At 39.0% G+C, this 23,458-nt stretch carries 19 protein-coding genes and 1 tRNA gene; 1 reads left to right on the top strand and 19 read right to left on the bottom strand.

Annotated features, from left to right (window positions below):
• Nucleotides 1–164 precede the first annotated feature (164 nt).
• Both HT693_RS03805 and shp3 read right to left on the bottom strand, forming a co-directional pair.
• Complete coding sequence (locus HT693_RS03805; RefSeq protein ID WP_000744515.1) at nt 165–2,021, bottom strand: hypothetical protein; 1,857 nt, start codon at nt 2,019–2,021, stop codon at nt 165–167.
• Nucleotides 2,022–2,122: 101 nt separating this feature from the next.
• Nucleotides 2,123–2,194 carry a peptide pheromone SHP3 gene (shp3, locus tag HT693_RS03800; protein WP_001812431.1) on the bottom strand — a complete coding sequence of 24 codons (72 nt, stop codon included), beginning with the start codon at nt 2,192–2,194 and terminating at the stop codon, nt 2,123–2,125.
• A gap of 79 nt (nt 2,195–2,273) precedes the next feature.
• On the opposite strand from shp3, the gene HT693_RS03795 reads away from it, so the two are divergent.
• Nucleotides 2,274–3,125, top strand: a complete 852-nt coding sequence (locus tag HT693_RS03795) for an Rgg/GadR/MutR family transcriptional regulator (RefSeq protein ID WP_172924889.1) — start codon at nt 2,274–2,276, stop codon at nt 3,123–3,125.
• Between the two features lie 193 nt (nt 3,126–3,318).
• On the opposite strand, the gene smc is transcribed toward HT693_RS03795, so the two are convergent.
• The 17 genes from smc to HT693_RS03710 all read right to left on the bottom strand — a co-directional run bounded on the left by smc (nt 3,319) and on the right by HT693_RS03710 (nt 23,367).
• Complete coding sequence (gene smc, locus HT693_RS03790; RefSeq protein WP_000280947.1) at nt 3,319–6,858, bottom strand: chromosome segregation protein SMC; 3,540 nt, start codon at nt 6,856–6,858, stop codon at nt 3,319–3,321.
• Nucleotides 6,849–7,547 carry a ribonuclease III gene (gene rnc, locus HT693_RS03785; protein WP_000661493.1) on the bottom strand — a complete coding sequence of 233 codons (699 nt, stop codon included), beginning with the start codon at nt 7,545–7,547 and terminating at the stop codon, nt 6,849–6,851. Before rnc ends, smc begins: the two co-directional genes overlap by 10 nt.
• A gap of 181 nt (nt 7,548–7,728) precedes the next feature.
• A tRNA-Arg gene (locus HT693_RS03780) sits at nt 7,729–7,800 on the bottom strand.
• Nucleotides 7,801–7,865: 65 nt separating this feature from the next.
• On the bottom strand, nt 7,866–8,852 hold the full coding sequence (locus HT693_RS03775) for a GMP reductase (RefSeq protein ID WP_000931155.1): 987 nt from the start codon (nt 8,850–8,852) through the stop codon (nt 7,866–7,868).
• 174 nt (nt 8,853–9,026) lie between these two features.
• Nucleotides 9,027–10,343 (bottom strand): McrC family protein, encoded by a 1,317-nt coding sequence (locus HT693_RS03770; protein ID WP_001866200.1) that lies wholly within the window; start codon nt 10,341–10,343, stop codon nt 9,027–9,029.
• Nucleotides 10,330–12,039, bottom strand: a complete 1,710-nt coding sequence (locus HT693_RS03765) for an AAA family ATPase (protein ID WP_172924887.1) — start codon at nt 12,037–12,039, stop codon at nt 10,330–10,332. The genes HT693_RS03770 and HT693_RS03765 overlap by 14 nt, the downstream gene beginning before the upstream one ends.
• A 156-nt stretch (nt 12,040–12,195) precedes the next feature.
• Nucleotides 12,196–12,975, bottom strand: a complete 780-nt coding sequence (locus HT693_RS03760) for a Sua5/YciO/YrdC/YwlC family protein (RefSeq protein WP_000160505.1) — start codon at nt 12,973–12,975, stop codon at nt 12,196–12,198.
• Nucleotides 12,976–12,999: 24 nt separating this feature from the next.
• On the bottom strand, nt 13,000–13,593 hold the full coding sequence (leuD, locus tag HT693_RS03755; RefSeq protein ID WP_172924885.1) for a 3-isopropylmalate dehydratase small subunit: 594 nt from the start codon (nt 13,591–13,593) through the stop codon (nt 13,000–13,002).
• A gap of 9 nt (nt 13,594–13,602) precedes the next feature.
• A complete protein-coding gene (leuC, locus tag HT693_RS03750) occupies nt 13,603–14,985 on the bottom strand; it encodes a 3-isopropylmalate dehydratase large subunit (protein WP_172924883.1) in 1,383 nt (460 codons plus the stop codon).
• A 3-nt stretch (nt 14,986–14,988) separates the two neighbouring features.
• On the bottom strand, nt 14,989–15,258 hold the full coding sequence (locus HT693_RS03745) for a DUF1294 domain-containing protein (RefSeq protein ID WP_172924881.1): 270 nt from the start codon (nt 15,256–15,258) through the stop codon (nt 14,989–14,991).
• Nucleotides 15,255–16,292: a 3-isopropylmalate dehydrogenase gene (leuB, locus tag HT693_RS03740; protein WP_172924879.1), complete on the bottom strand. Its 1,038-nt coding sequence runs from the start codon at nt 16,290–16,292 to the stop codon at nt 15,255–15,257. Before leuB ends, HT693_RS03745 begins: the two co-directional genes overlap by 4 nt.
• Before the next feature lie 11 nt (nt 16,293–16,303).
• Complete coding sequence (locus tag HT693_RS03735; protein WP_172924877.1) at nt 16,304–17,866, bottom strand: 2-isopropylmalate synthase; 1,563 nt, start codon at nt 17,864–17,866, stop codon at nt 16,304–16,306.
• Nucleotides 17,867–18,180: 314 nt separating this feature from the next.
• Complete coding sequence (locus tag HT693_RS03730) at nt 18,181–18,837, bottom strand: MmcQ/YjbR family DNA-binding protein (protein WP_172924875.1); 657 nt, start codon at nt 18,835–18,837, stop codon at nt 18,181–18,183.
• Nucleotides 18,838–18,880: 43 nt separating this feature from the next.
• Complete coding sequence (locus HT693_RS03725) at nt 18,881–19,513, bottom strand: copper homeostasis protein CutC (RefSeq protein ID WP_172924873.1); 633 nt, start codon at nt 19,511–19,513, stop codon at nt 18,881–18,883.
• A 92-nt stretch (nt 19,514–19,605) separates the two neighbouring features.
• Nucleotides 19,606–19,965, bottom strand: coding sequence for a YbaN family protein (locus tag HT693_RS03720; protein WP_166736707.1), 360 nt, complete (start codon nt 19,963–19,965; stop codon nt 19,606–19,608).
• A 105-nt stretch (nt 19,966–20,070) separates the two neighbouring features.
• Complete coding sequence (gene topA / locus HT693_RS03715; protein ID WP_172924871.1) at nt 20,071–22,158, bottom strand: type I DNA topoisomerase; 2,088 nt, start codon at nt 22,156–22,158, stop codon at nt 20,071–20,073.
• Between the two features lie 165 nt (nt 22,159–22,323).
• On the bottom strand, nt 22,324–23,367 hold the full coding sequence (locus HT693_RS03710) for a TIGR00341 family protein (protein WP_007284808.1): 1,044 nt from the start codon (nt 23,365–23,367) through the stop codon (nt 22,324–22,326).
• Between the last annotated feature and the right edge of the window lie 91 nt (nt 23,368–23,458).

Genomic DNA, 23,458 nt, shown 5'->3' with positions numbered 1-23,458 from the left:
ATATCTTGTATTGCTTTACGATTTCTTAAGATTATAATTAGTAAATTTATTATTAGATAAGCGACTTGTTTATAAAAAGAAATAGGCCTTTCTCAAATTTGGTGAAGGAATACTCCTCGTGTTTCAATTACTCAAAATTAGAGTAAATAATAAATATATTACATTTATATTTTTTCAAACTTTCCCTCACAATTATTTATTAAATTGAAGAAACATCTACTAATAGCTATTCCCCCATTCTGAATAATAAATAGCTTAAGATAATAGCTTTGAAGTAAAGTATCCTCGTTAAAACAGATCTCTCCTTCAACTACTTTAGTTCCAATATTTTTAAAACGTATTCTTTTCAACTCTGGTGAGGTATTTGATGACTTTTCTACATATGTTGGTAGCTGTACTCCTAAGTAAACATCTCCTCTATGTTGTGGAGTAATAACAATCTTATATTTTATTCTTAATCTTTCTCTATCATAATTATCACACATAAAATCTACTTCTGGCATGCCTGTCATTGAAGTATTTTTATCACCGCACCTATAACAATAGAAAGAATTAATATTGAATAAATTGTTAGTTTCTGGAATATAGTTGCAACCAACACCCGAACTTCCACAACAACATATTTTTTTGAAAATACTACTTTCATCAATTATAGACCTAAAAATATTATATCGATCAAATTCGAAAAGCTCGTCATTTTGGTTCTGAATCATTATTTCAGCTATCTTTTTAGAAATAGGATTTACTCTATTTATTAAATTTTGTTCAAAATTTAAATATTTTTCTTCTGTCACTCCATAGGTACCTCTGCGTGTCATTTGCATGTAATCTGCTAAAACATTATTAGATAACTTTTTTACCTCATGTTCACTACTTAATAACCCAGACGAAACATATGAAGCAAGTCGCGATAAAATCATTTTGCTACTTTGGGTTAATCGGACAATCCCATTTATATTTTCAAGTGATTGATCTACTTTTCTAGTATTTGGGAGTCCAATATTAACAATTGAAACAAACGGCTGTACATCATTTAATTTATTATGAAGTTTGGTTCCAATATTTGTCAAATTTGAATCTGAAAAAATTTCATATATCTCTGGATTATCAATCGATTGAACAGCAATAGAAGCAACAATATTTCTTGCTATTCCATCGATAGCATCTAATGTTAAGTTGAATCTAGAATCATACAATCTACAATCATTAAACGGAAAATTACTACAAGATAATAAAAATAATGTTTCAACATTTATAGAGCTAATACGTATTGCTTTACTCTCATCCTTAAAAAAAGATTGCCCTTGATGGCCCCAAGAAGGAGCAAATTTTTCTTGTTGAGGAATTAATTTATTAAAACCATGCAAAGTGAAATCAGCTAAATTTAGATGATCTTCTTTTCCATGTCCATGAAAAACTAATTCTGACCAAGATTTTTCTTCCAAAAGATTTTTTATATTTTCATTTTCAAGCCTTTTTATATCAAAAATATCCCATTTGTTTTTTGTTTCACTAAATTCATTTAACTTTTTATGCGAAAAGACTGCTTTTCGTACTTCTTTTTCACTTTTTGAGTAAAACTGCTTTCCTATCATCCAAGACAATGAAGATAGATCTCTTCCTGTCAGTATGTACAGTTCAATATTATTTTTCTTACAATATTCTAATATAGTCAAAATTTTATATTGCGAAAAATCTTTATATAGTCCTATTACTACCAGATTTTCTATGTTTATCATCTCATTTAAAGAGGTCACCCACTTCTTACAAAATAACCTACAGTTTTTATAAAACTCTAAATCAGAAGATAGAGTGATCCCTGCATCGCATTGGTAAATTGGCGTTGTTTTATAGCATTCGGAATATTCATTGTTAATTCGCTTGATATTATGAAGTAAATCTTCTCTTTTGTGGTCAACAAAAATAGGAATTTCTCCTTGAAAATTTAAACCCATAGTATTAAAAGCATTCGAATACTCTTGTACATTATTTGATATTTTAAATAAATTCTGTTTTTTCAATTAAAGCCTCCCAAATTATAAATACCGTATTTTATACTATGTATCTATAAAATCTTAAGTCTTTAGAATATTCTAAAGACTTAAGTGTACACTTAAGCATTTTACCCACCAACAATTATAATAATATCCATCACCAAAACCAAAATCGGCAAAAATTTTGAAATTTTCTTCATACTCGGACTTCCTTTCCGTTTTTATTTATTGTACAATAAATAAAAACGGATTTAATTTTTGTTGGGAAAATGGGAAATTATGAAATCAAAACTTGGCATCACACTTAGAAAAGTTCGTAAAGGAAAACAAATTAGTCTATGCTCTGTAGCAGATGAACACCTTTCAAAATCTCAAATATCTAGATTCGAACGTGGGGAATCAGAGATATCTTGTATTCGACTTATCAATATTTTAGACAAATTACACATTACTTTAGATGAGTTTCTTATTTTACATAATGAAAATTATACTAATGCTGAATTATTCGCTAATTTGGTTCAATATATTCGTAAGCAATATTCATCACATAACATCAAAAATATAGCTGCTCTACTTTCTGACTCATCACATTACACTTTAAATTCTTTCGATAAAACAATGATAAAATCCATTCTACATACAATGGATTCCAGCATTATTCCATCAAATAAAGAATTACTTCAATTGACAGATTATCTCTTTAAAGTTGAAAAATGGGGTTACTATGAAATCACTTTATTAGGTAACTGTGTACGAACAATAAACTACAACTCCTACTTCCTATTAACAAAGGAAATGTTGAACAATTACATCTACTCTTCGTTGAATAAAACAAATAAGCGAATTGTCACTCAATTGGCCATCAATTGTCTAATTCTTAGCGTAGATAAGGAAGAATTTTCAAACTGTACTTGTCTAATCACCGAAATAAAAGCATTATTAGATAATGAATTAAACTTTTATGAACAGACAGTTTTTCTCTATGCAACTGGTTACTTTGAATTTAAGCGTCATTTAGATAGCGGAATTGAAAAAATGAAACAGGCCATACAAGTCCTTGATATTTTAGGAGAAAACAAGTTAAAATTACACTATACTAGCCATTTCGATAAACTGGTAAACAAAGAATAGATGAAATGATTCTCTACTATTTAACATTTTACAAATCAAGGGTGTCTCCATAAACTCGCAACATCTCTAATGATTTTACCCTGATAGCAATAGACAGTTAAAAAGCCCTGAAATCAGCTAAATTTCAAGGCTTTCTTTATAGGCTATTGTATCAATTTACTTATTCCGATTTCTGTTGCTACTAGTTTAATTGTCATCCTTCAATACCTTCTAAATCTTTTAACTTAACTGAAACAATTTTTGAGACACCTGACTCTTGCATGGTCACTCCATAGATGGAATCAGCCGCTGCCATGGTTCCTTTACGGTGGGTCACAACGATAAACTGGCTGTCCTTGTCAAATCGATTGAGGTAATCCCCAAAACGTTTAACATTGGCTTCATCCAGCGCAGCTTCCACCTCATCCAAGATGACAAATGGAATGGTCTTGACACGAATAATGGAGAAGAGCAAGGCAAGAGCTGATAAGGCTTTTTCCCCACCACTCATGAGATTAAGCGACTGGATTTTCTTACCTGGAGGTTGAACAGAAATCTCCACACCAGCTGTTAAAAGGTCGCCCTCAGTCAATATCAAGTCTGCCTGACCTCCGCCAAACATCTGTTTGAAGGTCACTTTAAAGGACTCACGAATGGCTTCAAAAGTTGATTTAAAGCGTTCCTTAACCTCATCATTCATCTCTGTAATGGTCTCAAGGAGCAGGTTTTTCGCTGACAAAATGTCATCTCGCTGGCTATTGAGGAAAGCCAGACGGCTGTGAACTTCTTCGTACTGTTCAATGGCATCCAAATTGACAGGACCCAGTGAGCGAATAGCCTTCTCCAAATCCTGCACCTCTTGCTCTGACAGATTGAGATTTTCCAATTCATGCGCCTTTTCTAGAGCTTCAGTATAGCTAATCTGATACTGGTCTGTTAATTGACCTTGTAAATAGCGCAAGCGCTCGCTGACCTTTTCTTTCTTGGATTCAGCACGTGTTTGCTTGCGAATCCACTCTTCATTCTGCTGGCGAGCCTGATCCAAATGACTAGCAATATCATCCAGTTGACCTTCAATATCATCCAACTCAAACTGCTTACGAATTAAACCTTGTTGGAGGTTTGTTTTCTGCATTTTGGCTTCTTCTACCTGTTGACTGAGCAATTCTGTATCAACTTTCTCAAGATTGTCAACCTTTTCTTGAAGAAGGCGCTGGATTTCCTCTTGTTCGATATTCAGATTATCCAATTCCTTGCCTAGACGGTCAATATCAGCCACTTCATAACGTTTTTGCCCTTGCAGTTCTGTCTTAAGCAGGCGAGCTTGCGCTAGCTCTTCCTGCAAATTTTGATAGCGTTCTTGGATGGCATTTTTGTTGGACTTAATTTCTTCAATCTCAGCTTCCAGATTTTGCTTGTCACTGGCAATGGTAGCAAGGCGATCTTGGCATTTTTCCTTATCTGCTTGCCAATCTCCGTCAGAAAGACGATCTAATTCCTCTTCTTGGAGTTTCCAAAGAGTTTCCAGTTCTTCAACTTGCTGACTGGTCTGCTGATAGGCGAGGGACAAGCCTTGCTCCTGAATACGAGCCTGCTCTCCCTGATATTTAATAGCTTCTAATGATTCGGTCAATCTAGCCATCTGGTCTTGTAAGATCTTCAAACTCGACTCTTCTGAACGAAGACTTGCTTCCTCTTCAGCAATTTCTTTTTGCAATTGCTCCAGTTCTGGCTTGATAAAAATACTGTTATTCTGGCGATTGGCACCACCCGCATAGGAACCACCTGTTCGCAACTCTGTTCCATCCAATGTCACCATACGAACCTGATAACGAACCTGGCGAGCTGCTTCACGCGAATGCTCTACAGTATCAAAAATAGCCGTCGTAGCTAGCAAGTTCTTGAAAATAGCTTCCAACCTATTATCGAATGTCACCAACTCATCTGCCATGCCCAGAAATCCCGGACTTGCAGCGATAGCATCTTGATTCTGGCTAGAAATCGTACGAGCCTTAATCGTTGTCAAAGGAAGGAAGGTTGCACGACCAGCCCTGTTGCGTTTGAGGAAATCTATAGCCTTAGTCGCCGCGTTCTCATCCTCTACGATGATGTGCTGACTGCTTGCTCCAAGCGCAATCTCTAAGGCAGTTTGATAATGAACATCAAAAGTCAGATGCTCACTAACTGCCCCAATAATCCCACCAAGGCGGTCTTTTTCTTGGAGGACACTCTTAACACCTGCATAAAAGTTACTGTGATTTCTCAGGATATTTTCCAAACTTTGGGCTCTAGCCTGCTTGTTTTTAAGACTGTCCAGACGGTCAAATAGTTGACTTTGCTGAGCTTGATAGGAAGCTTTCTGCTCCTCTTGCTCCTTGGCAATAGCTTGGTAGTCAGCCAATAATTTCTGAACATGCTCCTTGGCAGTTTCAAGCTCCGCCTTTTGCTGACTAGCCTTCTCTTTAGCTGTAGCCAGCTGTTCTTTCAGCTTTTCTAATTGATCTGCTTGTTTTTGAGAAAGCTGACGACTATTTTCCAACTCATTCTCAATACGAGTCAGTTGGTTTGAGACATCCGCTTCTTCTTGTAAAAGAGCTACAAAGCGTTCACGCAAAAGCTCAATCATCTGATCAGGATCATCTGAAAAAGCCAGCAATTCAGCCTCTAGTCGATTGAGTTTTTGATTATTTTGGACTAGATTTTCCTCTAAAAGTGCCAAAGAGCTTTCCTTATCAGATTTTTCTTGGCTGAGTAAATTTCTCTTATCCTCCAAAGCAGCCAAACGGGCTTGTGCCTCCTGTTGATTGAGGGCTACTTGCTCAGATTCTAATTTCGATAGGGCTAATTTTCTCTCTAAATCACTAATCAGACTGGTCAAATCCATCAAACTGCCTTGGTCTTTAGCCATTTCAGCCTGTAAATCTTGGCGTTGCTTTTTAAGAGTTTGATTTTCTTCTTCTAATTTTTCACGCTTTTGGTAATAGCTTGTCAAGAGTTCCTGAACCTGTACCAACTCTTCTTCTGTCGACTCTAGTTCAGCCTTATTTTCCTTGATTTGAGCAACAAGGACATCCAAGTAAATAGCCTTGCGTTGACCTTCCAAATCTAAAAACTTACGAGCATTTTCTGCTTGCTTCTCAAGAGGCTTGATTTGATTATCCAACTCATAGATAATGTCCTCTAAGCGGTCTAGATTATCCTGAGTTTGTTGCAATTTGCTCTCAGTCTCTTTTCTACGAGTTTTGTATTTCAAAACTCCAGCAGCCTCTTCAAAAATAGCTCTGCGTTCTTCAGGCTTGGAGTTGAAAATCTCCTCAACCTTCCCTTGGGAAATGATAGAGAAGGAATCTCGTCCCAATCCAGTATCCAAGAAAAGATCATGAATATCACGCAGACGGACTTTCTTGCCGTCAATCTTGTATTCGCTATCTCCACTACGATAGATATGACGTTCTACCCTGATTTCTTGTCCTGCATCCTTGATAAATCCGTCATGATTATCCAGAGTCACAACTACAGAAGCATAATTGAGCGGTTTGCGACTTTCAGTTCCAGCAAAAATGACATCCGGCATCTTGCCCCCACGGAGACTCTTAACACTTGACTCCCCCAAGGCCCAACGCAGACTTTCTGTAATATTGGACTTTCCAGATCCATTTGGTCCAACAACCGCCGTCACACCTTGGTCAAAGACGACCTTGGTCTTGTCAGCAAAAGACTTGAATCCCTGAATTTCGATTTCCTTTAAATACATGAATCCAGCCCTTTCTCAACGGCATTTTTGGCAGCTTCCTGCTCTGCTAATTTCTTAGAACGACCTTGACCTTGACCAATGCTCTTACCTTCAACAAGAACTTCTACATCAAATACCTTATCGTGGGCAGGACCCGTTTCAGAAATCACCTGATAACGAATAGCCACATCCCCATTGACCTGAAGTAACTCTTGGAGATGGGTTTTGTAGTCTGTAATCATCTCAAACTCACCTGCTTCAACCTTAGGAATCATGACTTGATAGATAAATTCCTTGACCTTGGTCACATCCTTGTCCAAAAGGAGGGCACCAAGAAAGGCTTCAAAGGCATCACCAAGAATGGTGTCACGATTGCGACCACCAGATTTTTCTTCTCCTTTACCAAGTTTTATAAATTGGTCAAACTGGCAATCACGCGCAAAACCAGCCAAACTCTCCTCGCGGACAATCATGGCACGTAGTTTAGACAGGTCACCCTCAGGCTTTTTAGGATATTTTTTATACAGATATTCTGAAATCAATAACTGTAGAACAGCGTCTCCTAAAAATTCCAAGCGCTCATTGTGTGAAATTTTTAAGAGGCGGTGCTCATTGGCATAACTCGTATGAGTAAAGGCAGTTTCCAGTAAATTTTTGTCTGCAAATTCGATTGCAAAATGGTTCTTTAGTACAGTTTGTAATTCTTTCATACCAACCTCTTTCTAACTGATAACAGTCCTTTTTATTATATCAAAAAAAGCCCCCTGAGTCACTTTAAAATGGGACTGGAAAGCATTTGGGCATTCTTTAAAATAAGATTTTCAGTTTTTGAGTTAAAGCTGGGACAGAATAAAAAAAAGCCCTATTAAAGGCTTTCTTAGGATGTTTACATCCACCCTGAGGGAATCGAACCCCCATCTCAAGAACCGGAATCTTACGTGATATCCATTACACTAAGGGTGGAAACTTGTTTTATTATAACAAAAATTTGCTCTAATAACAAGTTTTTTCTAGTGAGATAGGCCGTCTTAGTGGGAAGCATCCCCATTCCAGATGGAGTTTTTCACGATAACATAATCAACATGTTTAAGGTCAGCAACCTGACGTCCACCTGCATAAGAAATAGCACTTTGAAGGTCTTGTTCCATCTCAGTTAAAGTGTCTTGCAGATGACCTTTGGCAGGAAGCAAGATACGTTTGCCTTCCACATTTTTGTAAGCACCCTTTTGATATTGTGAGGCTGAACCGTAATATTCTTTGAACTGTTCACCATCGACTTCAATCGTTTTCCCTGGACTTTCGATGTGTCCTGCAAAGAGGGAACCAATCATGACCATGCTGGCACCGAATCGGATAGACTTGGCAATATCACCGTGAGTACGAATTCCTCCATCAGCGATAATCGGTTTACGCGCAGCCTTGGCACACCAACGGAGAGCAGCCAACTGCCAACCACCTGTACCAAAACCTGTCTTGACCTTGGTTATACAAACCTTACCAGGACCAATTCCGACCTTAGTCGCATCCGCACCAGCATTTTCCAATTCACGCACAGCTTCTGGTGTTCCCACATTTCCAGCAATGACAAAGGTATCTGGCAATTCTTTCTTGATGTGTTGAATCATAGAAATCACGCTATCCGCATGACCATGAGCAATATCAATAGTGATATACTCAGGAGCATCAGCCTTGAGCTGGCTAACAAAATCATACTCATAGTCCTTAACACCGACAGAGATAGAAGCAATGAGTTCTTGATCGTGCATGCGTTTAATAAAAGGAATGCGTCCTGCCTCATCAAAACGGTGCATAATGTAGAAGTAACCACCTTTAGCCAGTTGCTCTGCTACATTTTCATCCAAAATCGTCTGCATATTCGCTGGCACAACAGGTAGTTTAAAGGTGTGATTTCCTAAAGTGACACTTGTATCCGCTTCTGCACGGCTTTTAATGACACATTTATTTGGAATCAATTGAATATCTTCGTAATCAAAAATTGGAAATTCATTTAACATATCGATGTCTCGTTTCTTTTGTAATGACCTACCTATGCTCTCGCATCACTACGCCTTTTCCGACGTTTCCTTAATTTATTATAAACCAAAGTACAGTTTTTGTCAAATTATTTTATGAATTAAAATATATTGTTCGGGTTTTGCTTGTGTTAAAAATAAAAGAAAGAGGGGAAATTATTTTCTCCCCACTTCTTCATCAATAATCGCTTTAAAATTTTCTTCTGAATTTTCCATCATTTTACAAAATGCACTATAGAATGAGGCATTCTGAGGGATTCGAATAGACCACTTCTTCAATTGAGCTCCATAACCTGCTAGGTTTCCCATCTCATTATCAATAACCTTGTCCTTGCTCGGAAAAACAAGTCCAGCCTTCTCAGCTTTTAAAATATAAGAATAGGAAATCAGCTGGAATAAGTCCTCACGGTTGATTCCTTTTTCAGTCAATTCCAGTTTTTTATATTTTGCATCTAGAACAATCTTTCGTTCTCTGTCATAAAAATCTGGATATACTTTTCGTTTCCCAACAGAAAATACTGAAATTCCATCCGTCTTATCCTTATTTCTGGGATGTACAAAACCTTTTGGCAACAAGGTGTAAACATACTCTTCCCAAAGCCAGGCAACATCAAAGAGAATACCATAGATTTTTTGATCTTGATACCCTAAACCGTGCTTTTCTTGGTTTAGGATCATCAGACAAAGTTCTTGTAAGTTTCTGTACTCGTGAAAGTATGCATGACGTATAGGTTTAGATTGATTTCTCCGAGTAATCTTAGCACGATCAGCTAGTTTATAAGAGGGCGTTACACGCACGATTTCAGATACGTTTTCACGACTAGTTGAGAGATTATCTAGTACCCCTTGACCAATGCTTTTCTGATTCTTAATGTATTCAATAGTGTGACGGACCAACTGCATGAGGGGATTATCATAGGTGAACTCTCTCGTTGTGTAGGCAATATTTCCCGTGAAAGGAAGATTTTTCTTGAGATGGTTTCTTACATCAATCACTCCCTTAACATGACTGTCGTTATGAGAAAATCTCTGGTATTCCTTATAAAGACCTTTTCGAATAGCAGCTTGTAGATACTTGGGGAAGAGATACATCAAAAGTTGATAAAGCCTCTCTTCACGAGACAAAGCAACATCTAAACTAGTGAGATTGATATGAAGAACCTTGTTTAAGAGATAATGCAAAAAATGGTCATTACTCTCATCAGAAAATCGTGAGGAAATCGTTAATCTTTCCTGACCATATCCAAGAAAACCAATCACGTTCCCTGTCTTGATTTTCTGATTGACTGTTTCAAAAATCTTTTGGTCCTTATCCAAATCAGGAGTATGAGTCAAATCATTTGGAAAAATGAAAATACGTTCATCTTGGGATAGACTTTCCAAGGTTCTGTCTAAAAGAAGATTGCTTAGTTTAGGATATTCTTCAACAAATTTTTCTTTAATAATCTTGTGTTGATTATCAGTAATCCGCATCATCGTTTTCATCGCCTTCATTGTCATCAGCTACTGCCTGATCTTTTTGCTCATTATTTGTCAGTTCAAATGCTTTTTTCAAAGTTTCCAAAGTTTCAACCTCATCATAATAACCTCGCAAGTAGTCTTCTAGGAGAGGCTTAATATAATCAGACCAGAGTAATTCATAGTCAAAATCTACATCCTTCAACTTAAGAAAATAACTTGGTCCAATATGATAATGACTGTTTAATTCCTGAACATTTTCGATAGCAGCGTTCAAGTTTCTTAGACGAATTTTTGCTTCTTCTGCATGGATATTCAGCTCTTTATCCAACATGCCAACTTGACCCTCGGCAGTAACTTCAACAAAACGAAAACGACGACGCATAGCAAAATCAAAGGTATCCACTGAACGATCAATATCATTCATAGTTCCGATGATGTAAACATTTTCGGGGATATAGAACTTTTCATCAGTTTCGTGTAGATTTGCATATTGGGTAGAAACACTTCCTTTTTCACCACGATAGCCAGGGTCAATTGAGAAAAAGAGCTCACCAAAAATCTTAGAAATCTCCCCACGGTTGATTTCATCAATGATGAAGACGAATTTTTTGTCTGTATCAATCGTTGGAGATACATAATCACATAAGCCATAACTTTCTTTCATGTGATCTAAAACGATTTTTTGATAAGTTTCGTACTTTAACTTAGTCTCCTCACCCTTGTACAAAAGATACACTTTTTCTTTGGTAGCAACAGGAGAATCAAACTTCACATTCCCTTGACTATTTAAACTGGCTGGAACCGAACTACGAGGGAAGAAGTATTGTCCTTGCTTTTCATTGATAGCATCCGTTAGCTTAGCCCACGTTTCTTCAAAATTATCTTGACCTCCAATCTTCTTAGAATCTATAGCATTCTGACAAAACTTCTTAAAAATACCTTCTTTTAATTTAAAAAATATACTGCCATCCTCATTTGAATCCGGTCTTAAACCCTCAACAAAATCCGTATAATCATAAGATGGATGAAACTGTACAAAGCCGATTTGATCTTCGTTGCCTTCCGTTAACTCTTTAGCAATTTCTTTAGCAAGATAAGTTTTTCCCGTCCCCGGTGCACCACGGAGGATGAGGTTTTTGGATTTTCTTAATATACCACTATAATTAAATAAAAAATCATTCCTTAACATAGTTTCACTTTCTAATTTTTTATACTTTTTCCAATTAGGATGATTCAAAAAATAGTCATAGTCTTGAATTATGATTTCATCACTTGCAGCAAATTTTATTAACTGATTAGTCTCTTTAGTTCGATACTTAATATCTGATGGAAACCATATTGTTTCTTGCCCCGTAAAGAAAAACCACTCCCTCTCTATATACTCTTTTTTCCAATCAACAATAATGGTATGCCCATCATCTAAAACCTCTTTAACAGTCGCCATTCCACGAATTTTCATCACAGAAACCTTTGAATCATCTTTCTTTACAAAAGGTAAATTCTTCTTTTTGACATATGTGGATTTAGCAAATAAAACGTCACCTGGTTTAATTTTATTAAACAACTTTAACATTTTTTGATACTGTTTATTTTCCTCGTTGTTATGCCATCCTAATTCCCACTTTCCTTCTTTCCTAAAATATTCAAGATAATCATCATCACCAAATTTTGTACCAACAAAAAAATAGTTATTTTGTTCACTGTTCATTTGAATACTCCTTTAATTAACTTTTACAAGTAAGTTCTATTAATATATAGTTCACCTCTAGCATATCATATCTATAAAAAAAAGAAAAGAATTTCTAAAGAAAAAGCCTAATGTAGAGTAGGGTATTCCCTCTTAACACTAGACTTCTTTTTTATCTTAATAATACTCACCCTGACGGTAGTCCCATGAGTTAAAGGTGTCTGACAGGTGCATCATAATCTTATCAATGTCAAGCCCTTTGCGGATTACAACTGGAGCTGGTGAAGTTGAGCGAGCTCCTCCTTGTTCTGGGATGAGTTTGCCGTCCTTATCGACCATAGACACCATCACACCTTGCTCGTAGCGTGTTTCAATCGTTTTGTCAGGTTGGATAGATGCCACATAGTCGTCCGCCTCGATAACAAGGTCAACTGCCCCTTCGATGCGTTCTCCGATACCTTCTACCTTACCACGATTTCCTTTTCCAGATGGATTTGCAGATGAGGCATAGACCATCTTGCCTTCTTCCCAAAGTTTGGCAGCTAATTGTTCACCAGCTTTCCCAAATTTAATAACAAAACAGCTCGTTCCACGCACGTCAGTCATAAGTTCTTCACGGCCATCACCGTATGCTTTCAGTTTTTCAAAAGCTTCTGGTTTCCAAGGAAGGATACAACCAAGAAGAATATCTTCATCCCAATGTTTTTGGTAGAAGGCTTCAATTTCTGGGTTAAGTTGTGCTAAAGCACGAAGCTCATCCATGCTACCGCAGAGAACCACACCTGGTTTGTTACGGTTACGTTCTTTAGCTTCAAACTTACGTTCAAGACCAGCCTTATCGCTAGTCATGATGATGTAACCAACTTTAGTAGGGCAAACGATACATCCGCCTTCACCTTTTAAAATGTCATAGCCTTCTTGTGAAAGTGTTCCGTTCCATTGAATGTGTTTTGTCATAGTTCTATTTCCTTTTCTATTTTTCTAATCCTGCCAGTAGGCTGGTCGTTGTTTTTCATAAGCAGAAATCAAGTCTTCATACTGCAAAGTAATACCGATATCATCCAAACCATTTAAGAGTTTGTGTTTCCATTCACTATCGATTTCAAAAGTGAATTCTCCAATTGGTGAGATGATTTTTTGTTGTTCCAAGTCCACAGTTACCTGATCGGTTGGTTTTAGCTGGGCTAGTTTCTCTCTAACCTCTCTAGCCTGAACAATAGGTAACATGCCATTATTGAGTTCATTATTGTAATGAATATCACCGAAAGACCCTGCAATCACGACCTTAAAACCGTAGTCCGCTAGAGCCCAAGCTGCGTGTTCCCTCGAAGACCCTGCCCCAAAGTTATCCCCTGAGATGAGAATACTAGCTTTGCGGTATTCAGGTTGATTAAAGACAAAGTCTGGGTCCTCAGTATACTTGTCATCCAAATAACGCCAAGCATACATGAGGTACTTACCAAAGCCTTTTTTATCAATTAACTTTAGAAACTGCTTGGGTAGGATTTGGTCAGTATCAATGTTATCATTCATAAGAGGAACAGTCGTTCCTGTATAAACTGTAAATTTCTCCATAACCTCTCCTTACTGGGCTTCTGGCATTAGCCGAACATCTACGAAGCGCCCTGCGATAGCTGCTGCAGCTGCCATGGCTGGACTGCAAAGATGGGTCTTAGCGCCAAAGCCCTGTCTGTCTTCAAAGTTACGATTGCTGGTTGAGGCACAGTGAACACCATCTGGTACCTTGTCAGGATTCATCCCTAGACACATAGAGCAACCTGGGTCTCTCCACTCAAATCCAGCATCTAGAAAGACCTTGTCCAATCCCAACTTCTCAGCAGCTCTTTTGACAGGACGAGAGCCTGGGACTACGATAGCCGTTAAGTTAGGAGCTATTTTCTTCCCTTTGACAAATCGCGCAGCCAGTTGCAAGTCGCTGAGACGAGCATTGGTACAAGAACCGATAAAGATATAGCCTAGTTCAATATCAGCTGGCTTTTGACCAGGTTCCAAATCCATGTAATTGTAAGCTCGTTCATCATTCATGTCCTTAATTTCTGGGAAGCTACTGTCAAAGTCAACGCCCATAGCAGGATTGGTTCCCCAGGTCACCATGGGAGCCAAGTCTGAGACATCCATCCGGATAACCTTATCGTAAACAGCATTATCATCACTGACAATTGTTTTCCAATCAGCCACAGCCTCTTCAAAGTTCTCTGGAATACACTCGCGACCCTTGAGATAATCATAGGTGGTTTGGTCCGGATTCATGATTCCCATCTTAGAGCCAAACTCGATGGACATATTGCAGATGGTCATTCGCTCTTCCATGCTCAATGCATCAATCGCTTGTCCACGATATTCCACCACGTAGCCAACACCGCAAGCAACACCGTACTTGGCAATCAGGGCGAGAATGTAATCCTTAGAATAAACTCCTTTTTGAGGAACGCCAGTGAATTCTACCAGCATTTTCTTGGGTTTGACCTGCCAGAGGGTCTGGGTAGCGAAGACATGTTCAACCTCACTAGTCCCAATCCCAAAGGCGATGGCTCCAAAAGCTCCGTGGGTTGCCGTATGGCTGTCTCCACAGACAATGAATTTTCCTGGTTGGGTCCGTCCAGTTTCTGGTCCCACCATGTGAACAATCCCCTGTTTTTCAGAACCGTGGGCCGCATGTTCAATCCCAAACTCCTCAACATTTTCAGCCAGCTTATCAATTTGAGCTTTGGAAATTACATCTCGAATATCGTAGATATTGACCGTCGGGACGTTGTGGTCAAAGGTTCCAAATGTCAAGTCTGGTCGTCTCAATCTGCGACCTGCGTCTCGTAATCCTTGAAATGCTTGCGGACTGGTCACTTCGTGGATATAGTGCTGATCCACATACATGAGTTGCGGCTGCCCCTCTTCTCCTGTGATGACATGACGGTCCCATAATTTATCAAAAATCGATTTTCCTGCCATCCATTACCTCCAAATAACATATAAGGCTACTAGTGTTGTCACCATCCCGAGAAACCAAACTGTTTTAAAATACCATTTTCGAGTCTTGTGGTGAAAAATGATTCCTACTAACCAAGCCCCAAAACCACCACAAGTAAAGGCTAAAATGAGTAAGATTTTCTCAGGGATGCGCCAAACTCTTCTCCTTGCCTTGGATTTGTCAATGCCATAAATCAAGAAAACCATGACATTCCAAATCAAAAGGACTAGAGTAATTTTTTCATCTAACTTCATAACCTTGCAATAATAGCTTCCGTCATTTCCTTGGTCGAAGCCTGTCCCCCTATATCTCTTGTTAAAACACCAGCCGCTAAACTTGCCTCAACAGCATGCTCGATACGATCCGCATCCTTATAACGTCCAAAACTATCTCTCAACATCATGGCCACTGATAAAATCATGGAGATAGGATTGGCAATTCCTTGACCTGCAATATCAGGTGCTGAACCGTGAATGGGTTCATAAAGACTTGGTCCATTTTCCGAATGACTGGCTGATGGCATAACCCCAAGTGTGCCAGATAGAACACTTGATTCATCAGAGAGAATATCTCCAAAAAGATTCTCCGTTACAATAACATCAAACTTAGCAGGATTGGTAATCATAAGCATGGAAGCTGAGTCCACTAACTGGTGTTCCAAGGTTACATCTGGGAAATCCTGTGCGACTTCCTCAGCCACTCTACGCCAGAGTTTTGAAGTCGCTAGAACATTTTGCTTATCGATACTAGTAAGGATTTTTCTGCGATTTCTTGCAATTTCAAAGGCCTTGCGAAGAATCCGCTCCACTTCCTCATAGCTATAGTCGTTGATATCACGCGCTTTTCCCTCTTCAAGGATATGATCTCCAAAGTAAATCCCGCCTGTCAACTCACGCACTACGACAAAGTCTACACCAGCAATTCGTTCCGGTTTGAGTGGTGACAAATGCTTGAGACTGTCAAAGATTTTTACAGGGCGAATATTAGCGTAAAGATTGAATTCCTTACGGAGAGCCAGCAAACCTTGTTCAGGCCGAACCGCTGCTCCATCATACTGAGGACTACCGATAGCCGCTAGGAGAATGGCATCTGCTTCACGACATACCTTGAGGGTTTCATCAGGTAAGGGATGCCCTGCAACATCAATACCTGCACCTCCAAAAGGTCGTCTGTCTATTTCATAGTCAAAGCCTGTTTTTTTAGATATAGCTTCCAGAACCTCTAACCCAGCCTCCATGATTTCTGGGCCAATTCCGTCTCCTGCTAGAGCAACTATTTTCTTTATCATAGCCTTCTCCTTTACACACTCGGCATGTCGCGATAGGAAACATTGCGTCCCATCTCACCAGCATTCTCTTTTTGAACAAAGGTATTAGCGTTTATATAGGCAATAGCAGAAGCCTTCAACACATCAAAATCAAGCCCTGCTGCATTAAAGATGGTTTCTGTATCTCTGTTTTCAACAGTGACCAAGACCCGAGCCTGGGCATCAATTCCATCTGTCACAGCATCAATGGTATAGGACACCAAGCGGACAGATTGATTAAAGAACTTGTCGATAGCGTTAAAGATTGCTTCAACAGAACCTTGCCCTGTCGCATTAAATTCAACTTTCTCACCATCCATATTGGCTAGGCTAACAAGCGCTTCAATGTCATTATCTGCATGGGTTTGCAGTTGTAAATCATCAAAATGGAAGCCTTCTGGATTTTCAACCATGGTTCCAGCTACCAGCGCACGAATATCTGCATCTGTAATTTCTTGCTTCTTATCGGCCAGTGCCTTAAACTTCGCAAAGAGTGGTTTGATGTCCTCTTCTGTAAAGTCTAGGGCCAATTCTCTTAGTTTCTCAATAAAAGCATGGCGACCAGACAATTTTCCAAGCGGAAGACTATTACTCTTAACACCAACCAATTCAGGAGTGATAATCTCATAAGTAAGAGGATTTTTAAGAACTCCATCTTGGTGAATACCAGATTCATGAGAAAAGGCATTACCACCAACGACGGCCTTGTTTTTAGGAACTGGAATTCCTGAGAAGCGAGAAACCATTTCTGACGTATTGATGGTCTCATTTAGGACAATACTAGTTTCTGCTTGGTAGTAATCTTGGCGAATATTGAGGGCCACTGCTATTTCTTCCAAAGCAGCATTTCCAGCTCGCTCCCCAATACCGTTGACGGTTCCTTCAACACGTCCTGCCCCATTCTTAACAGCAGCAAGGCTATTAGCCACTGCCATTCCGAGGTCATCGTGACAGTGTGGTGAATAGATAATCTGACGATCTGTCTTGACATTCTCAATCAAGTATTTGAAGATAGCGCCGTACTCTTCTGGAGTGGTGAATCCTACCGTATCAGGGATATTGATATAAGACGCCCCTGCATCGACCGCTGTTTGAACAACTTGCAAGAGGAAATCCAACTCTGTTCTAGTCGCATCTTCAGGAGAGAATTCGACAATCTCAAACTTGGAACGGGCATAGGAAACATGCTCCTTAATAGCTTCCAAAATCTCTTCCTTACTCTTATTGAGCTTATACTTTCGGTGTATCGGACTAGTAGCAATAAAAACGTGAACTTGTGGATACTTGGCGTCCTTGAGGGCCTCGTAGCAAGCATCAATATCAGACTTGACAGATCGTGCTAAGCCAGTCACTGCCGTTTTTTTCAAGACCTTGGCAATCTCCTGCACTGCTGTAAATGAATCAGGACTCGCCGCCGGAAAACCAGCTTCGATTGCTGAAATACCCCATTTCTCCAGCTGTCTTGCTATGGCAATTTTTTCCTTGATTGAAAAGTTAACACCCGGTGTCTGCTCTCCATCCCGAAGGCTAGTATCTAGAAATTCAACTGTTCTCATAAGATTTCCCCTTTTACAAATGTGATTTTTAAAAAAACATCTCGCTCAGAAACCCAAGCGAGATGTTGATTTACTCCCGCTTGGTAAGCCAAACAGGACTAATGCTTTTTGCACTAGCCCGAGTACCTCAACAACAAAGCAAATTGATTAAACTTAGCTGTTCTCATGTTTGACTTTCTCCTTCGTTTGATATCTTGTTAAGTATTTTAGCATAGGCAAAAGCACTTGTCAAGAAAAAATCAAATATTTTCTGAAAATTTCTTCAGTAGAGAATATTTTGCTAATTGAAAGTCGTTGAAAAATCTTGAAATATTTCATTTTTTAGTGGTTAAGTTCCAACTTTTTGCCATCAATCCCAGTACTTCTTCATCTGATAAAGTATCATCAAGCGCCACACTAATCCAGTAACGTTTATTCATATGAAAGGCTGGATAAATTCCCTTTTGTGAAATCAGGTCCGCTACTTGGTCATGTTTGAGGTTGACTGCTTCGACTAGACCTTCTCTCCCCTTTTCCAGCTTATCCCAAGAGATTTTCATCAAAACAGCATACCATTTTTTATTGCTTTCATGTCTTAACACTGCTGTATCAGGCGATTTCTCCCACAGATACTCCAACTGATTAGCATACTTTTCCTGAATCTGAGCCATGATACGCTTAGTCTGAGGACAGATAAAATCCTGCACATCAAAACAAGCCTTCCGAATCTGGTAAAGAGTCTCCAAACAAGCCTCACGGACACTTCCTACAAAACTTCCTGTCATACTTTGAATATGGACTTGAGGATAAAGATCACCTGTTTCTCGGTCAAATACCTGAAAACTCACATTATTAGCAGAGATGAACACAGCCATGACAAAGTCGCCCTGCAAAATCTTGGAGCTATAATTCCAGACTTCCCCATTTTCTACAAAACCAAAAGCTTGAGCCTTTTCTTGATTAAACTGATAGGATTTAAAAATTTCAAACATAAGTGAAAACTGCTACCCAAAGCTAGCAGTTCCTTTCTATTTTTTAAAAGACAACCTTGGTTCCGTGCAATTGTGTCACGCCCAACTGGTCAATAAAGGTTTGACGGTTGTCCAAGTCAATCCCTCCACCTGGTAAAATTTCAATCTTACCTTTAGCGTGCTCCAAAATTCTGTGATAGTGGGCAAAACGTTTTTCTAAGGAGTCACCAGATACACCCGCACGAGTCAGGATACGAGTAACTCCAGCTTGACTGAGCCAGTCAATAGCTTCCAGTTGATCATCATCGCTCAATTCATCAAAGGCCATGTGGAAGACAATTTCCATCCCTTTTGAAGCCTCAATTAGCTTCTCTAGATTAGCCTTATTCAACTTTTTATCAGCAGTTAAAGCCCCAAATACAACCCCTTGACTTCCAGCCTGAGCAGTAAAGCGAATGTCTTCTAGCATGATAGCAATTTCTAGGTCATTGTAGACAAAGTCGCCACCACGTGGACGAATCATGGTCATGATGGTCGTATCGTAGTTAGCTGCCAGTTCAACCGCTGCCTTGGTCACTCCATAGCTGGGAGTTGTCCCTCCAACTGCTAGATTGTCACAGAGTTCGATTCGACGAGCTCCAGCCTGTATCGCTTTTTCAAGCAAGGTCACATTTTCAGCACAAAATTCGTAAATCATTTGATTCTCCTTGAAGATTACTTTGAACTTATTATATCATATTGTTGTGAATATGCTTTCAATTTTATCAAGGCAAATAACTACTATTTTAACTATTCTTTGTCTGGAATGACCTTGAAGAGATAATAGGTTATAAAAATAGTCAAAGCTCCCAGACCGATTTTGACTGGTAAGAGAGGGGCAAAATAAATGGAAATTCCCATCAAGCTGTAGATAGATACGATGATTTTTTTCTTTCGTTCACGGGCAATAGACTTAGTCTCGCGAAAATCAGCTACATATGCTTGATAGAGCTTGGTATGATAAAGCCAATCTTCGAAGCGCTTGGAACTTCTGGAGAAACAAGCAATAGACAACAAAAGAAAAGGCGTTGTAGGCAACAAGGGTAAAACAACCCCAACAATTGCCAAGGCCAGTGATAAAAAACCAATTATCAGATAGATAAGACGCATAACTACTCCTAATTAAAATAATCCTCTTCTAGTTTCGCATACAACGGTGAATTTTGTCAAGTACTAATCAAAAAGAGCCTGAAATTCACTTCCAGGACTCTCCTCTTATTTAATCTTTTCTTCTTCGTAGTCACCCTTACTACATACAATCTGCTTGCCACCACCACGGACTTTTTTCTCCATGAGGAAGTTGCCACATTTTGGACAGTCACGACCAACAGGCTTATCCCAAGAGGTAAATTCACATTCCGGATAGCGATTGCAACCATAGAAGAGACGATTACGTTTGGTTTTACGCTCAATGATTTGTCCCTGATGACAACTTGGACACTCTACACCGATTTCTTTCACGATTGCTTGGGTATGACGGCAATCTGGGAAATTGCTACAAGCGTAGAACTTACCAAAACGACCAAGTTTAATGACCATTGGACTGCCACACACTTCACAGTCAAATCCAGCTGGTTCATCCTTGATTTGGATTTTTTCCATTTCTTCTTCAGCCTTGGCCACTTCTTTAGAGAATGGTTTGTAAAAGGCATCAATAACACGTTGCCACTGCTCTTTTCCGACTTCGACATCATCTAGTTTGCCTTCCATTTCAGCTGTGAAGGTTACGTTTACGATATCTGGGAAATATTCAACGATGAGCTTGTTAACAATTTCTCCCAACTCTGTCGGTTCAAAGCGTTTGGCTGCAAGGCGAACATAATAACGTTTCTGAATAGTTTCAATGGTTGGTGCGTAGGTGGACGGACGTCCAACCCCATTTTCTTCCAAGGTCTTGATAAGGGTCGCTTCAGAATAGCGAGCAGGCGGTTGGGTGAAATGTTGCTCTGGTTTGCTATTGACCTGCTTAACCACATCTCCAACAGCCATATCTGGTAACATTTTATTCTTATCAGAATCATTATAAATAGCAAGATAACCATCAAACTTAACCTGACTACCATTGGCAGCAAATTGGACCCCATTTTGAGATAATTTAACAGCCATAGTATCAAAGACAGCAGCTGTCATCTGGCTTGCCACAAAACGATTCCAGATAAGGGTATAAAGCTTGAGCTGATCCTTATCCAGATACTTAGCGATGCTTTCTGGTGTATTAAAGACGCTAGACGGGCGAATAGCCTCGTGAGCATCCTGAGCTCCAGAAGCATTTTTGACCTTGCTACCATGCTTAGAATACTTGCTACCAAAACGGTCCGTAATGAAGCTTGCTGCTTCATTTTGCGCTACAGGACTGATACGGGTCGAATCGGTACGCATATAGGTAATCAAACCTTGCACACCAGAACCGATATTGATCCCTTCATAGAGCTGTTGGGCAACCATCATGGTTTTTCGAGTACGGAAGTTAATTTTATTGGCAGCATCCATCTGCATAGATGAAGTGGTATAGGGTAATAGAGCATTGCGTTTGCGCTCTTTCTTATCTACCTGATCCACTGAAAAGTCTTTACTGGTCAGACGAGACAAGACTTCCTTGACCTCATCATTGCTAGTCAGTTTCAACTTTTTGCCGTCTACTCCATAGAAGGAAGCCTGAAATTGCTTGGTTCCCTTTTTAAAGACGCCATCAATTGTCCAGTATTCTTCTGGCTGGAAAGCATTGATTTCATTCTCACGATCAATGATTAACTTAAGCGCAATGGACTGTACGCGCCCTGCTGACAAGCCCTTCTTAACCTTCTTCCACAAAATAGGCGAAATCGAATAGCCTACCAAGCGATCCAGGACACGACGAGCCTGTTGGGCATCAACCAAGTCCATATCAATCTTGCGTGGCTCCTTAAAAGCATTTTTGACTGCATCCTTGGTGATTTCATTGAAGACCACACGGTTGGCATCATTTTCATCCAAGTTGAGAATATGGGCCAAATGCCAAGAAATCGCTTCTCCTTCACGGTCCGGGTCACTCGCCAGAAAGACTTTATTAGCTTTTTTAGCTTCTTTTTTCAAGTCATTGATAAGAGGACCTTTTCCTCGGATATTGATATATTGCGGTTCATAATTATTTTCAATATCGACGGACATACTGGATTTTTTCAAATCACGGATATGCCCGACACTGGCTAGAACCTTGTAGTTTCTGCCTAGATATTTTTCAATCGTCTTGGCCTTAGCAGGCGACTCCACGATGACTAGATTTTTTTTAACTGTTGATTTTTTCTTTTTTGTTGCCGTAGCCACAGTATCACACCTTTTCAAAGTAATAAACTTTATAAAGTGTAAACCATTTTTTGAACCCTGTCAAGACTTAGCTACTATAATAGAAGAAAAGTTTATACTTAAGACCACAATCTTCCTTTGATATACATAGAAGACTCACGAGAAAAACCAGCTATTCTCAAGAAATTATTGTTCCTCAGACTCTGTATCAAATTTATTAGCCTTTTCCTTTTCTTTCGCTTCCTTATCCTTGATATACTGGAAGAAATACTCCACCAGTTCTTCCTTACTAAGTTGTTCTGAATCAGACAATTGGGAAACTTGAACAGAAACATCACTTAAACCATAGTCACCTCTCTTACTTGAAATCATATCGAGTTCTTCTTCTGTCAAATAATTTCCTGAAATGGTTAGCTTTAGGGTATGAGTCTTTTTAGAATAGATTTTTTTCAAAATATTATGCCCCTGAAATTGCTCTGATATAAATTTCTTAAGGGACTCTTTTTTCAACGTTTCTCTCACTAAAGTCGTTGCAGAGATAAAACTCGGAATCATCAGCAAAACAGCAACTAGAAGCAAAATCCTGCGCATTTTAGAGTCTTCTTCATTATCTTTAAAATAATGTTTCTTAACCATCATCAACCTAACACCTATATAAGTCGCAATGACAATAAAGCTACAATTGATGAGGAATAGGTAAGAGGAGCCTATGATAAATTTTAGATTAGCAGAAGCAATAGCATAACCTACTGTACAAAGAGGAGGCATCAAGGCGGTTGCAATAGCAACACCAGGAACAATATTATTGGTCTCTTTTTTCCTAGCACCAATAATACCAGCTATCCCTCCTACAAAAGCAATGAGAACATCCCAAATAGTCGGAGAGGTTCTAGCAACAATCTCCGAACTAGCATACGAAATGGGAGAAAGATAAAAATAAAGTGTTGAAGCTATTAGACTGGCAAGAATTTGAATAGCTAATATTTTAAAAGATTTTCTTAACAATTTAAAATCAAATATAGCTAGAGAGAGCCCCACTCCCAGAATAGGTGTCATCAAAGGAGAGATTAACATGGCTCCAATAATCACGGGAGTCGAATCCATATTTAATCCGATAGAGGCGATAAGCATGGCACATAGTAAAATCGCTAAATCACTTCTGGAAAGTTCTAATTCTTCATATATTTTATTTCTAAATTCTATCAACGAATACAGTTTATTATTTGTCACAAATATCTTCCTTTCCCAGCTAACTAGTCGCTAATACTCTTCGAAAATCTCTTCAAGCCACGTCAGCTTCACCTTGCCGTAGATATATGTA

The organism is Streptococcus sp. 2154 (genome assembly GCF_013277255.1).
GTDB lineage: Bacteria > Bacillota > Bacilli > Lactobacillales > Streptococcaceae > Streptococcus > Streptococcus pseudopneumoniae.
This window is presented reverse-complemented; position numbering and strand designations above follow the sequence as displayed.

Bases quoted from the DNA above. Each gene is read 5' to 3' on its own strand.
- HT693_RS03735 (WP_172924877.1), bottom strand. From the start codon at position 17,866: ATGAGAACAGTTGAATTTCTAGATACTAGCCTTCGGGATGGAGAGCAG.
- HT693_RS03765 (WP_172924887.1), bottom strand. From the start codon at position 12,039: ATGAACAGTGAACAAAATAACTATTTTTTTGTTGGTACAAAATTTGGT.
- HT693_RS03760 (WP_000160505.1), bottom strand. From the start codon at position 12,975: ATGACAAAACACATTCAATGGAACGGAACACTTTCACAAGAAGGCTAT.
- HT693_RS03745 (WP_172924881.1), bottom strand. From the start codon at position 15,258: ATGAAGTTAGATGAAAAAATTACTCTAGTCCTTTTGATTTGGAATGTC.
- HT693_RS03775 (WP_000931155.1), bottom strand. From the start codon at position 8,852: ATGTTAAATGAATTTCCAATTTTTGATTACGAAGATATTCAATTGATT.
- rnc (WP_000661493.1), bottom strand. From the start codon at position 7,547: ATGAAAGAATTACAAACTGTACTAAAGAACCATTTTGCAATCGAATTT.
- leuC (WP_172924883.1), bottom strand. From the start codon at position 14,985: ATGGCAGGAAAATCGATTTTTGATAAATTATGGGACCGTCATGTCATC.
- HT693_RS03795 (WP_172924889.1), top strand. From the start codon at position 2,274: ATGAAATCAAAACTTGGCATCACACTTAGAAAAGTTCGTAAAGGAAAA.
- HT693_RS03770 (WP_001866200.1), bottom strand. From the start codon at position 10,343: ATGCGGATTACTGATAATCAACACAAGATTATTAAAGAAAAATTTGTT.
- HT693_RS03725 (WP_172924873.1), bottom strand. From the start codon at position 19,513: ATGATTTACGAATTTTGTGCTGAAAATGTGACCTTGCTTGAAAAAGCG.
- leuB (WP_172924879.1), bottom strand. From the start codon at position 16,292: ATGATAAAGAAAATAGTTGCTCTAGCAGGAGACGGAATTGGCCCAGAA.
- smc (WP_000280947.1), bottom strand. From the start codon at position 6,858: ATGTATTTAAAGGAAATCGAAATTCAGGGATTCAAGTCTTTTGCTGAC.
- HT693_RS03730 (WP_172924875.1), bottom strand. From the start codon at position 18,837: ATGTTTGAAATTTTTAAATCCTATCAGTTTAATCAAGAAAAGGCTCAA.
- leuD (WP_172924885.1), bottom strand. From the start codon at position 13,593: ATGGAGAAATTTACAGTTTATACAGGAACGACTGTTCCTCTTATGAAT.
- HT693_RS03720 (WP_166736707.1), bottom strand. From the start codon at position 19,965: ATGCGTCTTATCTATCTGATAATTGGTTTTTTATCACTGGCCTTGGCA.